The sequence below is a fragment of the Pseudomonas sp. S3_E10 genome, from assembly GCF_054667615.1.
Map to the genome: position 1 here is coordinate 5,847,547 of NZ_CP162743.1, position 13,351 is coordinate 5,860,897.

At 62.3% G+C, this 13,351-nt stretch carries 12 protein-coding genes and 1 pseudogene; 4 read left to right on the forward strand and 9 right to left on the reverse strand.

All coding sequences use genetic code 11. The annotated features are described in order from the left end of the window. Window positions 1-101: 101 nt before the first annotated feature. Window positions 102-971 (forward strand): isocitrate lyase/PEP mutase family protein, encoded by an 870-nt coding sequence (locus AB4N98_RS26795; protein ID WP_017530672.1) that lies wholly within the window; start codon window positions 102-104, stop codon window positions 969-971. A gap of 64 nt (window positions 972-1,035) precedes the next feature. Here AB4N98_RS26795 and AB4N98_RS26800 read toward each other — a convergent pair whose 3' ends face one another. Both AB4N98_RS26800 and AB4N98_RS26805 read right to left on the reverse strand, forming a co-directional pair. Further along, a complete protein-coding gene (locus AB4N98_RS26800; RefSeq protein WP_460063983.1) occupies window positions 1,036-1,653 on the reverse strand; it encodes a methyl-accepting chemotaxis protein in 618 nt (205 codons plus the stop codon). An 18-nt stretch (window positions 1,654-1,671) separates the two neighbouring features. Then, window positions 1,672-2,391, reverse strand: a pseudogene (locus AB4N98_RS26805) (PAS domain-containing protein); the annotation flags it as partial. Window positions 2,392-2,636: 245 nt separating this feature from the next. Between AB4N98_RS26805 and AB4N98_RS26810 the strand changes: the two are divergent. Together AB4N98_RS26810 and AB4N98_RS26815 are read left to right on the forward strand one after the other, a co-directional pair. Next, window positions 2,637-3,017, forward strand: coding sequence for a RidA family protein (locus AB4N98_RS26810; RefSeq protein ID WP_017530670.1), 381 nt, complete (start codon window positions 2,637-2,639; stop codon window positions 3,015-3,017). Between the two features lie 68 nt (window positions 3,018-3,085). Further along, window positions 3,086-5,065 (forward strand): peptidase U32 family protein, encoded by a 1,980-nt coding sequence (locus tag AB4N98_RS26815; protein ID WP_017530669.1) that lies wholly within the window; start codon window positions 3,086-3,088, stop codon window positions 5,063-5,065. Here the strand turns inward: AB4N98_RS26815 and AB4N98_RS26820 are convergent. After that, window positions 5,043-5,945, reverse strand: coding sequence for a DMT family transporter (locus AB4N98_RS26820; RefSeq protein ID WP_065879086.1), 903 nt, complete (start codon window positions 5,943-5,945; stop codon window positions 5,043-5,045). The two genes, AB4N98_RS26815 and AB4N98_RS26820, sit on opposite strands and share 23 nt — an antisense overlap. Window positions 5,946-6,054: 109 nt before the next feature. On the opposite strand from AB4N98_RS26820, the gene AB4N98_RS26825 reads away from it, so the two are divergent. Continuing rightward, a complete protein-coding gene (locus AB4N98_RS26825; protein WP_017530667.1) occupies window positions 6,055-6,498 on the forward strand; it encodes an Lrp/AsnC family transcriptional regulator in 444 nt (147 codons plus the stop codon). Window positions 6,499-6,569: 71 nt separating this feature from the next. Here AB4N98_RS26825 and xylB read toward each other — a convergent pair whose 3' ends face one another. The 6 genes from xylB to AB4N98_RS26855 all read right to left on the reverse strand — a co-directional run bounded on the left by xylB (window position 6,570) and on the right by AB4N98_RS26855 (window position 13,258). Then, on the reverse strand, window positions 6,570-8,030 hold the full coding sequence (gene xylB / locus AB4N98_RS26830) for a xylulokinase (protein ID WP_460149106.1): 1,461 nt from the start codon (window positions 8,028-8,030) through the stop codon (window positions 6,570-6,572). A gap of 7 nt (window positions 8,031-8,037) precedes the next feature. Continuing rightward, window positions 8,038-9,039 (reverse strand): LacI family DNA-binding transcriptional regulator, encoded by a 1,002-nt coding sequence (locus AB4N98_RS26835; protein WP_065879089.1) that lies wholly within the window; start codon window positions 9,037-9,039, stop codon window positions 8,038-8,040. A 31-nt stretch (window positions 9,040-9,070) separates the two neighbouring features. Further along, window positions 9,071-10,003, reverse strand: a complete 933-nt coding sequence (locus tag AB4N98_RS26840) for an ABC transporter substrate-binding protein (RefSeq protein ID WP_065879090.1) — start codon at window positions 10,001-10,003, stop codon at window positions 9,071-9,073. A 34-nt stretch (window positions 10,004-10,037) separates the two neighbouring features. After that, on the reverse strand, window positions 10,038-11,024 hold the full coding sequence (locus tag AB4N98_RS26845) for an ABC transporter permease subunit (protein ID WP_026067484.1): 987 nt from the start codon (window positions 11,022-11,024) through the stop codon (window positions 10,038-10,040). Then, window positions 11,017-12,549 (reverse strand): sugar ABC transporter ATP-binding protein, encoded by a 1,533-nt coding sequence (locus AB4N98_RS26850; protein ID WP_017530662.1) that lies wholly within the window; start codon window positions 12,547-12,549, stop codon window positions 11,017-11,019. The genes AB4N98_RS26845 and AB4N98_RS26850 overlap by 8 nt, the downstream gene beginning before the upstream one ends. A 166-nt stretch (window positions 12,550-12,715) precedes the next feature. Continuing rightward, window positions 12,716-13,258: a cytochrome b gene (locus AB4N98_RS26855; RefSeq protein ID WP_065879092.1), complete on the reverse strand. Its 543-nt coding sequence runs from the start codon at window positions 13,256-13,258 to the stop codon at window positions 12,716-12,718. Between the last annotated feature and the right edge of the window lie 93 nt (window positions 13,259-13,351).

Consider the following 13,351-nt stretch of genomic DNA (forward strand, 5'->3'; position numbering starts at 1 on the left):
TGCTCAAACGTCATAATCCCCGGTTCGCCTGCGTGGTAATCTCGCGCCACCACGAATAGACATTGATCGTCACTCGACGATGACCAGAGCCAGGAAAGAACATGTCCAAAAAATCTCACTCAGCGTTGCGCCGCAACTTCCGTGAACTGCTTGCAACGCCTGCGTGCGTTGAAACCGCCTCCGTATTCGACCCGATGTCCGCGCGTATCGCCGCCGACCTGGGTTTCGAGGTGGGCATCCTGGGTGGCTCTGTTGCCTCGTTGCAGGTATTGGCGGCGCCCGATTTTGCGCTGATCACACTGAGTGAGTTCGTTGAGCAGGCCACCCGAATCGGTCGTGTGGCGCAACTGCCCTTTATCGCCGACGCCGACCACGGCTACGGCAACGCCCTCAACGTGATGCGCACCGTCGAAGAGCTGGAACGTGCCGGTGTGGCCGCGCTGACGATTGAAGACACCTTGCTGCCGGCGCAATTCGGGCGCAAATCCACCGACTTGATTTCGGTTGAGGAAGGCATCGGCAAAGTCCGGGCGGCCTTGGAAGCCCGCGTCGATTCAGAGCTGTCGATCATTGCCCGTACTCACGCAGGCGTGCTGCCGACCGAGGCGGTGATCGAGCGCACCTTGGCGTATCAGCAAGCTGGCGCCGATGGGATTTGCATGGTGGGTGTCAGCGATTTCGAGCATCTGGAGAAGATCGCAGAAAAGCTCACCGTGCCGCTGATGCTGGTGACCTATGGCAACCCCAAACTCCATGACGCCCAGCGCCTGGCAGACCTGGGCGTACGCGTGGTGGTCGCGGGCCATGGCGCTTACTTCGCGGCGATCAAGGCCACCTATGACAGCCTGCGTGCCCAGCGTCAGTTGACCCATAGCACTTCGAACCTGAGCGCTACCGAGCTGACCCACACCTACACCTTGCCGGAAAGCTATGTGGCCTGGGCCGAAGAGTTCATGGATGTAAAAGAGTAAACCCTGCGTGAAGCGAGGGCAGAATCACTCTGCCCCTCTTCCTCAAGCCGCTTGGCTTGCCGGCTTAGCCAACCCAACCGACCGCCGTCTTGGGAATAACCTCGGACTCATCGAGCTTCGACGCGAACATGCTCACCGCCTGCACCGCGTCGCTGGTGCTGGTGCGGATCTGCAGGATCACCGATCCCGCCTGATCCGCAAGGTTGACACCGCGCTGCGCGCCCTCCTGGGTGGCGCTCATGCTGGCGACCGCGTCGCGGGTTTCCGAGAGGATCATGCCGATCATCTCGGCAATTTCCGCGGTAGAACGGCTGGTGCGCCCGGCCAGTTGCCGCACTTCATCGGCGACCACCGCAAAACCACGCCCCTGGTCACCCGCCCGCGCCGCCTCGATGGCCGCGTTGAGCGCCAACAGGTTGGTCTGGTCGGCGATGCCACGAATGGTGTTGACGATGGCCGTGATCTGTTCGGAGCGATCACCCAACTGGCCAACCAGACGCGCCGAGGCGCCGATATTCTCGGCAATGCGGCGCATTTCCGTGGCGGTTTCATGGATCACCTGGGTACCGTGCTCGGCGAAACGCTCGGTTTCGGATGAAATATGGTAGGCCCGCGAGGCGCCGCGTGAGTCTTCCTCGAATTTTTCCACGCGTTCGGTGATGTCGCTGGCGAACTTGACCACTTTGAGCAGCTTGCCGTCGCCGTCATAGACCGGGTTGTAACTGGCTTCCAGCCACACCACGCGCGCATGTTTACCGATGCGCTTGAATTGCCCGGTGAAAAATTCGCCGTTGTTCAAGCGGCGCCAGAAGTCCGAATACTCACTGCTGTTGATCAGCGCCGGCTCGCAAAACATGCGGTGATGTTTGCCTTTGAGCTCGGCCAGCGAATAGCCCATCACGTTCAGGAAGTTGTCATTGGCATCCAACACTTGGCCGTTCAAGTCGAATTCAATTACCGCCATGGCGCGGTCAAGCGCGGTCAACTTGCTGCGGGTTGCGGCTTCCTGCTCGACTTTGGCGGTGACGTCGAGGGCGTACTTGACCACCTTCAACACCTGGCCTCGTTCATCCAGCACCGGGTTGTAGCTGGCTTCCAGCCACACCGTGCGGCCATGGGAATCGACGCGCTTGAACGTACCCGACACAAACTTGCCGGCCTTCAGCTCACTCCAGAACTGACCGTAGGCCGGGCTGCTGGTCAGCGCCGGCAAACAGAAGTCACGGTGGGACTTGCCGGCCAACTGGTCGCGGCTGTAGCCCAGTGTTTTCAGGAAGTTGTCGTTGGCGCTCAGCACCTTGCCATTGAGGTCAAATTCGACCACGGCCATGGAGCGTCCGAGTGCCGATATCAGTCCTTTGTATTCGGTGACTTCGGCCGTCCTGGCCGCCAGTTCTGTTTTGAGTGTTGTGTTGAACATGACGTACCCTCAGCCGCGCAAAGAACCTATTTCTTATAGGGCTATCGGCGTCGGAATACGGGACTTTACGGGATTTTACGGTTTATTTTCTGGCGTCAAATAACCGTGATTGAAGTGGGTGTTCAAGGCGATTTCTGCGGCTGCGCAAGCGACGCCAGCCGCTGCTGGGCATAAGCCGCGGTTTGCCCCTGCGGTTATTTTCGGGGACCATGGCGCCTTTCCGTTCCTGCCAATGAGAGGCGCCCATGGCCAACCACGACCTGTCCTACACCCCCGATCCTGATGCCGACTCCATTTCCAGCGACGTGATCGGCTTCAACGGCATCCTGGTCTCCACCCAGATCCCGACCCGCGCCGACGGCAGCCTGGAGCTGGGCGATATCACCCTGCAAAGCGAATGCACCCTGCAAGCGCTCAAAGTTGCCTTGGAAAAGGCCGGCAGCACCATGGACCGGGTCATGCACCTGACCATTTATCTGACCGACATGGCTGATCGCGCCGCCTTCAATGAAGTCTACAAACGCTTCTTCGCCAAGCCCTGGCCCGTGCGTGCGGCGGTTGGCGTGGCGGCGCTGGCGGTGGAAGGCATGCGGGTGGAAGTCACCGCGATGGCGGCCAAGGCCTGAGTGGATGCCGGTCAGGCATTTCACAGCTACAATGCGCGCCTCAACCGTGACAAGCCTGACTAAAAACTATGTCCTTGCCCAAGCATCACCTGGAACTGCTCAGCCCTGCCCGCGATGTCGCCATCGCCCGCGAGGCCATCCTGCATGGCGCCGATGCCATCTACATTGGCGGCCCGAGCTTCGGCGCGCGCCATAACGCCTGTAACGAGGTGAGCGACATCGCCCAACTGGTCGAATTCGCGCGTCGTTACCATGCGCGCGTATTCACCACCATCAACACCATCCTGCATGACAACGAACTGGAAGCCGCGCGCAAGCTGATCCATCAGCTCTACGACGCCGGTGTCGACGCGTTGATCGTGCAAGACCTCGGTGTCATGGAGTTGGATATTCCGCCCATCGAGCTACACGCCAGCACCCAGACCGACATTCGTACCCTGGGCCGGGCCAAGTTCCTCGATCAGGCCGGCTTCTCCCAGCTGGTGTTGGCCCGTGAGCTGAACCTGCAAGAGATCCGCGCCATCGCCGACGAGACCGATGCCGCCATCGAATTCTTTATCCACGGCGCCCTGTGCGTGGCGTTCTCCGGGCAGTGCAACATCTCCCACGCGCAAAACGGCCGCAGCGCCAACCGTGGCGACTGCTCCCAGGCCTGCCGCCTGCCATACACCTTGAAAGACGACCAGGGCCGCGTCGTGGCCTTTGAAAAACACTTGCTGTCGATGAAGGACAACAACCAGAGCGCCAACATCCGCGCCTTGGTCGAAGCCGGCGTGCGTTCGTTCAAGATCGAAGGCCGCTACAAGGACATGGGCTATGTGAAAAACATCACCGCCTATTACCGCCAGCGCCTCGACGACGTCCTCGAAGACCGCCCGGACCTGGCCCGTGCGTCCAGCGGCCGTACCGCGCATTTCTTCCTGCCCGATCCGGAAAAAACCTTCCACCGGGGCAGCACCGACTACTTCGTCACCGACCGCAAGATCGACATCGGCGCGTTCGACACCCCGACCTTTACCGGCCTGCCGGTGGGTACCGTGGAAAAAGCCGGCAAGCGCGACCTGCAAGTGGTCACCCATGAGCCGCTGTCCAACGGCGATGGCTTGAACGTGCTGGTCAAGCGTGAAGTCGTGGGTTTTCGCGCCAACATTGCACAAGCCAAAGGTGAATTCGAAGAAGACGGCCAGAAGCGCTACCGCTACCGCGTCGAGCCGAACGAAATGCCCGCAGGCCTGCACCAACTGCGCCCGCATCACCCGCTCAACCGCAACCTGGATCACAACTGGCAACAGGCGCTGCTCAAGACCTCCGCCGAGCGCCGCATCGGCCTGGCGTGGGTAGCGCGCCTGCGTGAAGACCAGCTGGAAATCACGGCGACCAGCGAAGAAGGCATCAGTGCCAGCGTCGCCCTGCCCGGCCCGTTCGGCGTGGCCAACAAGCCTGAACAGGCGCTGGATACCCTGCGTGATCTGCTTGGCCAGCTCGGCACCACCGAGTACCACGCCACCCGCACCGAGCTGGATGCGCCACAGGCGTTCTTCATTCCCAACTCGCAGCTCAAGGCGCTGCGTCGCGAAGTGATCGAAGCGTTGACCGCCGCCCGCGTCAAAGCGCATCCGCGTGGCGGGCGCAAGGCCGAGACCACGCCGCCGCCGGTGTACCCGGAAGCGCATCTGTCGTTCCTGGCCAACGTCTACAACCAGAAGGCCCGCGACTTCTACTATCGTCACGGCGTCAAGCTGATCGACGCGGCGTTCGAAGCCCATGAAGAAACCGGCGAAGTGCCGGTGATGATCACCAAGCACTGCCTGCGTTTCTCGTTCAACCTGTGCCCTAAACAGGCCAAGGGTGTGACCGGGGTGAAGACCAAGGTGGCACCGATGCAGTTGATCCACGGCGACGAGGTACTGACGCTGAAGTTCGATTGCAAACCGTGCGAGATGCACGTGGTGGGCAAGATCAAGGGGCATATCCTTGGGTTGCCGCAGCCGGGCAGCGCCGTGGAGCACTTCAACCCGCAAAACATCATCTTCCAGGGTACGCACTGACGTTCGAGCGGGGCCACCACCAGCCCCGCTGCAACCCCGCCGCCGCCAGCAGAATCGCCGCCACCCCCAGCCATTGCAGCCAGCCCAGGCGATGGCCGAAGGCAACCCAGTCCACCAGGATCGCGGCAATCGGGTAGATGAACGACAGCGCGCCGGTGATGGCCGTCGGCAGTTTCTGGATCGCGCCGTACAGCAACACATACATCAAACCGGTATGCACCACCCCCAGCGTGACCAATGCCGCCCAGGCATTGCCCGCCGCCGGCAGGCTGTTCCACGGCACCAGCGGCGCCAGCAGCAACGCGCCGGTGACCACCTGGATCAGCGCCATCAAGTGCGGCGGTACTTCCTTCAAGCGCTTGATGATCAGCGCCGCCAGCGCATACAGAAACGCCGCCCCCAAGGCCAGCGCAATCCCCGTCAGGTAATCCCCGCCCCCGCTCTGCTGCTCGCCATGGGCGGTGACAATCGCCAGCATCCCGAGAAACGCCACACTCAGCCACGCCAGCTTCTGCACGGTGATTTTTTCACCCAGCAACAGCGCCGCCAGCATCACCAATATGAACGGCTGCACGTTATACACCGCCGTGCTGATGGCGATGGACGCGCGCGAGTACGATTCAAACAACAGCAACCAGTTGCCGACAATGGCCACGCCACTGAGCATCGCCAACCCAAGCTTGGCCCAACTGAGCAAATCCAGGCGCAGGTAGCCCAGCAACGCGCACACGATCAGCAGCGTCAGCCCACCGATCACGCAGCGCCAGAAAACCACCTCGATCACCGACACGCCCGACACCAGCACACACCAGCCAATGGTGCCGGAAATCAGCATGGCGGCGACCATTTCCCACGAACCGCGACGGATGGATGAATCCATGATTGATGCTCCTCAAGTGAGGCTCAATTATGGCAATCTGTTCGGCAGCGGCTCCAGCGACTAAAAAAGGCAAAACGTTTAAATCACCTTTTCTTATTAGGCCAATCCCATGATCGACACCATCGACCAACAACTGATCGCCGCCTTGATGGACGACTCACGTTTGTCCCTCAAGGCGCTTGCGGGGATCACCGGGCTGTCTTCGCCCAGCGTGGGCGAGCGCCTGCGCCGCCTGGAAGAACGCGGCGTGTTGACCCACTACACCGTCGATATCGACCCCAGTCACTTCGGCTACCTGCTGCAAGCCATCGTGCGCATCCGCCCCCTGCCGGGAAAATTGCAGGAAGTGGAACGCCAGATCCAGGCGATTCCCGAGTTCACTGAATGCGACAAGGTGACGGGCGACGACTGCTTCATCGCGCGTTTGCATGTGCGCACCATGGACCACCTCGACAGCCTGCTCGACCGGCTCAATGCCTACGCCGAAACCAACACCGCCATCGTCAAGAAAACCCCGGTAAAACGGCGATTGCCGCCGCTGGCCAGCGACTGAACGGGAACAAACCGGCTTCTGTGGGAGGGGGCTTGCGTTTAGCTGAGCGGCATTGAGGCTACCACCGGTGGTTAGTCGTGAAGGCTCTTTGCGGCGCTCAGCAACCCCTGGAACTTGCGATAGCGCGCCGCCAACACCGGCTGCTGCGTCAGGTCTGGCTTATACCGCGCCTTGACCGGCATGCCCGCCGCCAGCAACTCCGCGCCTTGCCCAATCGCCATAAACCCCAGCTTCGCCGCGCCGATGCACGCGCTCAATTCGCTGCCGTGCAAGGTAAAAATGTCTCGCTGGAGGATATTGGCCAACAACTGCGCCCAGTACCCGCTGCGGGCACCGCCGCCTACCAGGGCGCAGGCTGTCACGTCGGCACCGGCCGATTGCACCGCGCGCAGTGCATCCAGCAGGCCGAAACCCACGCCTTCCATCACCGCATACCCGAGCATCGCCGGGGTGCAGTCATGCCCCAGGTTCATAAAGCCGCCCCGCAACAGGGGATCGTTATGCGGCGTGCGCTCCCCGGCCAGGTAGGGCAAGAACAGCGGTGTGCCCAGCGACACGGGTTGGCCGATCGGCAACTGCGCCTGCACCTGCTCCAGCAGCGCCTGTTCATCGGCCGTGCCCGTGAGCCGTGTGACCCAACGCAGGCAACTGGCACCGGCGAGCATGGCCCCCATGGTGTACCAGCGGTCGGGCAACGCATGGCAGAAGCTGTGCACCGCACTCGCCGGGTTGCCGGCGGCGTGGTCGGTAATCGCCACAATCGCCGCGCTGGTGCCCAGGGTAATGAAACCATCACCGGCATTGATTGCACCGATGCCCACGGCGGCCACCGGGTTGTCACCGCCACCGCCGGCAATCACCACTTTGGCGGGTAAACCCAACCCGTTCAGGGTAACCTCGGCACTCGCCGCACCGCCCTCCACCAACCTGGGCAACTGCGCGGGTTCAAGGCCGGTAGCGCGCACCATGGGCGTGAACCAGTCGCGCCGCGCCACATCCAGCCACAGCGTGCCGGCGGCGTCCGACATCTCGCTGATGCGTTCGCCACACAGCCGCAAGCGCAGGTAATCCTTGGGCGAGAGCACGCAGTCGAGGGCGTTGAACACCTCCGGCTCATGGCGTTGCAGCCACAGCAGCTTGGGCGCGGTGAGCCCGGCCATGGGCAGGCTGCCGGTCACTTCGGCCAATTCAGGCCCCAACTGTTCGGCCTCGGCGACGGCGCGCGAGTCGTCCCACAGAATCGCCGGGTACAGCACGCGGTCGTCAGCGCCCAATAACACCGCACCGTGCATTTGCCCGGACAGGCCGATACACGCCACGCGGGCAAACGCTTCATGGCCGCGCAATTGCTCCAGCGCCTGCAGACAGGCCTGCCACCAGTCCTCCGGTGCCTGCTCGGACCAGCCGCTATGGCGCCGCGACACGCTCAAGCGCACGCCGGTGTGCGCCAGCACGGTTCCATCCAGGCCCATGAGGATGGCTTTGAGTTCGGAGGTACCCAGGTCAATGCCAAGGGAAACAGGACAGTTCATAGACGTGTTATTCCAATTTCGAACAGCCACAGGAGTTACGTAATTGCAGGGTCGGTGCCAGGCGCACGCTTTGCGGCGGGGCGTCGGGCGATGCCATGCGGTGCAGCAACAGGTCGACGGCGCGCGCCCCCAGCGCCTTGACCGGCTGTGCGATCAGGCTGAGGCGCGGCACGAAGAAATCGGCCCATTCAAAATCATCAAACCCCACCAGGGCCATCTGCCCCGGCACCTCAATGTGCGCGTCTCGCAGGGCATGCATCGCGCCGAGTGTCATCAGGTTATTACCGGCCATGATCGCGGTGGGTGGCGATGCCAGCCCCAACAGTTGCACCGTGGCCTGGCGTGCCGGCTCGGTATTGGAGCCGCCGTTGACCAGCAACTGCGCGTCGAACGCCAGCCCCTGCGCCTGCAACGCCGCACGATAACCGGCCACCCGCTCATCGGTGGTGCTGAACCCGCCGCGCCCGGCGATAAACCCGATACGTCGATGCCCGTGAGCAATCAGGTGCTCAATCAGGGCCTGGGTGGGCTGGATATTCTCCACCCCGACCTGATCGAACTGCTCGCTCATCATCCGATCCACCAACACCGCCGGAATCTCGTTGGCCCGCAGATATTCCAAGGCCAATGAGCCGTTCGACGGCGCCAGCACAATGCCGTCGACCCGCCGATGATGCAGCGCCGTGACCACCCTCAGCTCTTGCTCCGGGTCGTCATGGGTGTCGACAAACAGCATCATGTAACCGTGTTTGGCGCACTCGGTTTCAATCGCGTGCACGGTTTCGCTGAAGTAGTGGTTGGACAGCGCCGAGATCGCCACGCCGATGGTGTTGGTGCTGGAACGGGCCAGCGAGCGCGCCAGGGTATTGGGAATGTACCCCAACGCCTGGATCGCCTGCTGCACCGCCAGCACCGTAGCCGGGCTGACTTTGCGGGTGCCGTTCAGCACATGGGACACGGTCGACGTCGACACCCCTGCCCGGCTTGCCACGTCGTCCATGGTGACCATGGCGCTGCTCCTCTCTGTCAACGCAGCGGGATCAATGCTTGCTCGACCAGCCGCTGTACGTGCCGACGTTGTCGCGGGTGATCAGTTTTGGCGTCAGCAGGGTCACCGCTTCGGCTGGGGCTTTGTCGTTGAGCAGGTCGTTGCCCACGCTCACTGCGGTCTGGGCCATGGCCCACGGGTCCTGGCTGGCGGAGGCCTGGATCTGCGTATCGGTCTTCAGGGCGTTCTCGATATCCGGCGCACCGTCTACTGAGGTAATGATGATGCCGCTGCGCTTGAGCTGCTTGGCCGCCAGGTCGCTGCCGATGGCCTGCGGGTCGTTGATCGCGAACAGGCCGTCGATTTTCGGGAAGCGCGTGAGGTAACCCTGCATCACGTTCAAGCCGCCTTCACGCGAGCCCTTGCCGTCCTGGTCGTCGGACAGCACCTTGATCTCCGGCGCCCCGGCCAGCGCGGCTTTACAGCCTTTGACACGGTCGGTCACGGCGGTCACCTGCGGGCCATTCTGGATAATCACATTGCCTTTGCCCGAGAGTTTGTCCACCAGGAACTGGCAGGCCAGCTTGCCGGCTTCCACGTTGTCGGTCTGCACCGTGGCGTTCACCCCCTTGGCGTCCACATCCACGGCCACCACCACGATACCGGCGTCCCGCGCTTTCTTGATCGCCGAGGCCATCGCGGACGGGTCGACGGCATTGATCAGGATCAGGTCGACCTTGGACGAGATGAAGTTGTCGATCTGCGAAAACTGCTTGCTCAAGTCATAGTCGGCGGACACTGAAGTGACCTTGACGTTGGGATTCAGCTCTTTGGCGCGAGCGGTTGCACCGTCGGCCAGCGTCACGAAATACGGGTTGCCGAGCGAGCCCATGCTGATGCCAAGGGCCTTGAGTTCACGCGCTTCGACGGCTTGGGACATCAGGGCAGCCAAAGCAACAACGGGAAATATGCGTTTGAAGTTCATGCGGGTCTCTCTTGTGATTGTTGTATGAGTGAAATCAGGTACGCGCACCAGACTGGCGATAACGATCCAGCGCCACCGCGCCAATGATCACGATGCCCTTGATGATGTATTGCCAGATATCCGACACCCCCAGCAGCACCAGGCCATTGGTGAGCACCGCGATAATCAGCGCGCCGATCAGCGTGCCGCCGATGGTGCCGACGCCGCCGGTAAAGCTGGTGCCGCCGAGGATCACCGCGGCAATCGCATCCAGCTCATAGGATTGTCCCAATTGCAGGCCATTGGCGGCGAACAGGCGCGAGGCGCTCATCACCGCGCCGAGCCCGGCCAATGCACCGGACATGGCGTAGACGAACAACAGCACCTTCCACACCTTGATGCCCGACAGCCGCGCCGCTTCCGGGTTGCCGCCCACCGAATAGATCTGCACGCCCATCACCGTGCGCCGCAGGATGAACCACGACAGCGCCACCACCGCCACGGCGATCACCACCAGCCACGGCACCCCCAGAATCGAGTCGTTGCCGATAAAGGCGAACGGCAGGTCAGGGTTGAACACGGTCTTGTCGTCGGCCAACAGGCGCGCCAAGCCACGCATGGCGGTAAGGGCGCCGAGGGTGACGATAAACGGCGGCAGCCGCATAAAGGCGATCAACCCGCCGTTGACCAAGCCCAGCAACAGGCCAAAACCAATCCCGGCGGCGATCCCGAACATACCGAATTGCGGCGACATAGAGGCCTGCAACGCCACGACCGCCGACGCCGCCAGAATCGCCCCCACCGACAGGTCGATGCCCGCCGTGAGAATCACAAAGGTCATGCCCGCCGCCAACACCACGTTGACCGAGGCCTGCTGGGTGATGATCGACAGGTTCTGCATGGTCAGGAAGTTTTCGCTGGCCAGGGCAAAGCCCACCAGCAACAACACCAGCACCGGCAACATGCCCACGGTGCGCATCAGTTCACGTGCGCGCTCTGCCCTGCCTATTGTTTGTTTTGTTGCAATCATCGAATCAGCCATTGGCAACCACCTGATCGCCACCGGTGGCGAGGTCAATAATACGTTCCTGGGAAATAGCGTGGCCCGAGGCCCCGCCCACTTCGGCCACCAATTGGCCTTCGCGCATGATCAGCACCCGGTCGCAGGTGCCGATGATCTCCGGCAGCTCGCTGGAGATCACCACAATGCCGACACCGGCCTGGGCCAGTTGATTGATGATGCGGTAGATCTCGGACTTGGAGCCGATGTCCACGCCCCGCGTGGGTTCGTCGAGGATCAGCACATGCGGCTTGACCTCCAGCAGCCGCGCCAGCAACACCTTCTGCTGGTTGCCGCCGGACAACGCGCCCACATTGACCTTGCCCGACGCCACGCGGATCGACAGCGATTTGATCGCCTCATTCGCGCGTTGCGCCGCGTGGCCAAGGTCGAGCACGCCGCCGGCACGCGCATCCGGCACACAGGCGCAGACGTTGATGTTGTCGGCCACGCTCATGTCCAAAAACAGGCCCTGGGCTTTGCGGTCTTCGGTGAGGTACACCACGCCGGCGCGGATCGCATCGGCCGGGGTGCGCAGTTGGGTGACGGTCTTGCCCACCACTTCCAGGGTGCCGCTGGTACGCGGGTCGGCGGCGAAGATCAGCCGCGCCAACTCCGTGCGCCCTGCCCCCACCAGGCCGGCGATGCCCAGCACTTCACCGCCGTGCAAATCAAAGCTGCAGTTGCGCACGCGCTTGCCGTCGGCCATGTCCCGCACACGCATCACTACGTTGCCGGGGTTGTAGGCGGCGTGTTCCTTTTTATAGAAACCGGACAGGTCGCGGCCCACCATCATTTTCACCAGCACCTCGGCCGACAACGCGTCGCGGGTCAACTCGCCGATGTACTGGCCGTCACGCAGCACCGAAACCCGGTCGGACAACTCATAGATCTCGGCCATGCGGTGGCTGATATAGATAATCGCCAGGCCCTGGCCGCGCAGTTGTTTGATCAGCGCAAACAGCCGGTCGGTCTCGCGGGACGACAGCGGTGTGGTGGGTTCGTCCATCACCAGGATCCTGGCGTGGGCATGCAGGGCGCGGGCGATTTCCACCAACTGACGCTCGGCAATCGACAGGCTGCTGACTTTGGTCGCCGCGGTGAATTCCGCGCCCAAGCGTTGCAGCACCTCCTTGCAACCGTCCTGCATGCCCTTGCGGTCGATGGTCCAGCCGCGCCGCAGTTCACGGCCCAGGTAGATATTCTCGGCCACGCTCAGGTTCGGGCACAGGCTCAATTCCTGATAGATCACGGCGATGCCGAGGGCTTTGGCGGTGGCGGGGTTATAGGTGGCGATGGCTTGGCCACCGATGCGGATTTCGCCGCCGGGATCGGCCTGGTAGGCCCCGGAGAGGATTTTCATCAGCGTCGATTTGCCGGCGCCGTTCTCCCCCATCAAGGCGTGGATTTCGCCGGGGTAGACCTTCAGGCCGACGCTTTTAAGCACGCGCAACCCATTGAAGGTTTTGCTGATGCCCTGCATCTCGAGCAAGGGTTCAAGGCTCATGGGTGAGCTCCTGGATTTATTATTTTTGTAGGTCGGCTCCCTTTGAATCAGAGCCGATTGCCACCGACTCTAATTCAGATACATTTGCTTACGCAAGCGCTTGCGTCGCCCGTTTGTCGCTAGAAGAAACGTTTCACCCAGCGCTATAAGCGTAACTTTCGCATTTCTAACGTTTTGGCAGCATTCGCGTCAGGGTGTTATCCCGCACCCAGTAATGGTGGAACAACCCAGCGGCCGCGTGCAGGCCAATCAGCCAGTAGCCGGTACTGCCCAGCCACTCATGCCAGTGCTTGAGTTGCTTGGCGTGGTCCGGGTCTACAGCCACCAGCGACGGCAGCGCCCATTCGAAATACGGCACCGGCTTGCCCGCGGCGTTGAGCATCAGCCATGCCAGCAACGGCGTGCCGATCATCAGTGCGTACAGCGCCAGGTGCATCAGGTGCGCCACGACGGTCTGCCAGGCCGGTGGGCGCGGCAAAATGGCCGGGCGCGGCGCGAGGCGGCCCAGCAGACGCAGCCATACCAGCGCGAAGATGCCGAGACCAAACAGCGCATGGCCGCCCAGCAACAGCCCCTTGAGCGCGTGCCCTCGAGGCAACAGGCCCTTGAGTTCGATACAGGCGTAGACGCCGACAAACAGCGCCAGCATCAGCCAGTGCAGGGTCATCGACAGACGTGTGTAGCGCTGGGTCAGCAGATGTTCGCTCATGAAAGGGCAACCTTGTGCGGAAGTAGAGGCCGTGTCCGGCCTGGGAAAGTCGGCGCCAACCTGCCTGCACAGTCTTAAGGCAGTCTGAAGATC

Excerpts from the sequence above, each read along its gene's own strand:
- AB4N98_RS26855 (WP_065879092.1), bottom strand. The coding sequence starts at position 13,258 with ATGAGCGAACATCTGCTGACCCAGCGCTACACACGTCTGTCGATGACC.
- AB4N98_RS26840 (WP_065879090.1), bottom strand. The coding sequence starts at position 10,003 with ATGAACTTCAAACGCATATTTCCCGTTGTTGCTTTGGCTGCCCTGATG.
- AB4N98_RS26820 (WP_065879086.1), bottom strand. The coding sequence starts at position 5,945 with ATGGATTCATCCATCCGTCGCGGTTCGTGGGAAATGGTCGCCGCCATG.
- xylB (WP_460149106.1), bottom strand. The coding sequence starts at position 8,030 with ATGAACTGTCCTGTTTCCCTTGGCATTGACCTGGGTACCTCCGAACTC.
- AB4N98_RS26815 (WP_017530669.1), top strand. The coding sequence starts at position 3,086 with ATGTCCTTGCCCAAGCATCACCTGGAACTGCTCAGCCCTGCCCGCGAT.
- AB4N98_RS26825 (WP_017530667.1), top strand. The coding sequence starts at position 6,055 with ATGATCGACACCATCGACCAACAACTGATCGCCGCCTTGATGGACGAC.
- AB4N98_RS26850 (WP_017530662.1), bottom strand. The coding sequence starts at position 12,549 with ATGAGCCTTGAACCCTTGCTCGAGATGCAGGGCATCAGCAAAACCTTC.
- AB4N98_RS26835 (WP_065879089.1), bottom strand. The coding sequence starts at position 9,039 with ATGGTCACCATGGACGACGTGGCAAGCCGGGCAGGGGTGTCGACGTCG.
- AB4N98_RS26795 (WP_017530672.1), top strand. The coding sequence starts at position 102 with ATGTCCAAAAAATCTCACTCAGCGTTGCGCCGCAACTTCCGTGAACTG.
- AB4N98_RS26810 (WP_017530670.1), top strand. The coding sequence starts at position 2,637 with ATGGCCAACCACGACCTGTCCTACACCCCCGATCCTGATGCCGACTCC.
- AB4N98_RS26845 (WP_026067484.1), bottom strand. The coding sequence starts at position 11,024 with ATGGCTGATTCGATGATTGCAACAAAACAAACAATAGGCAGGGCAGAG.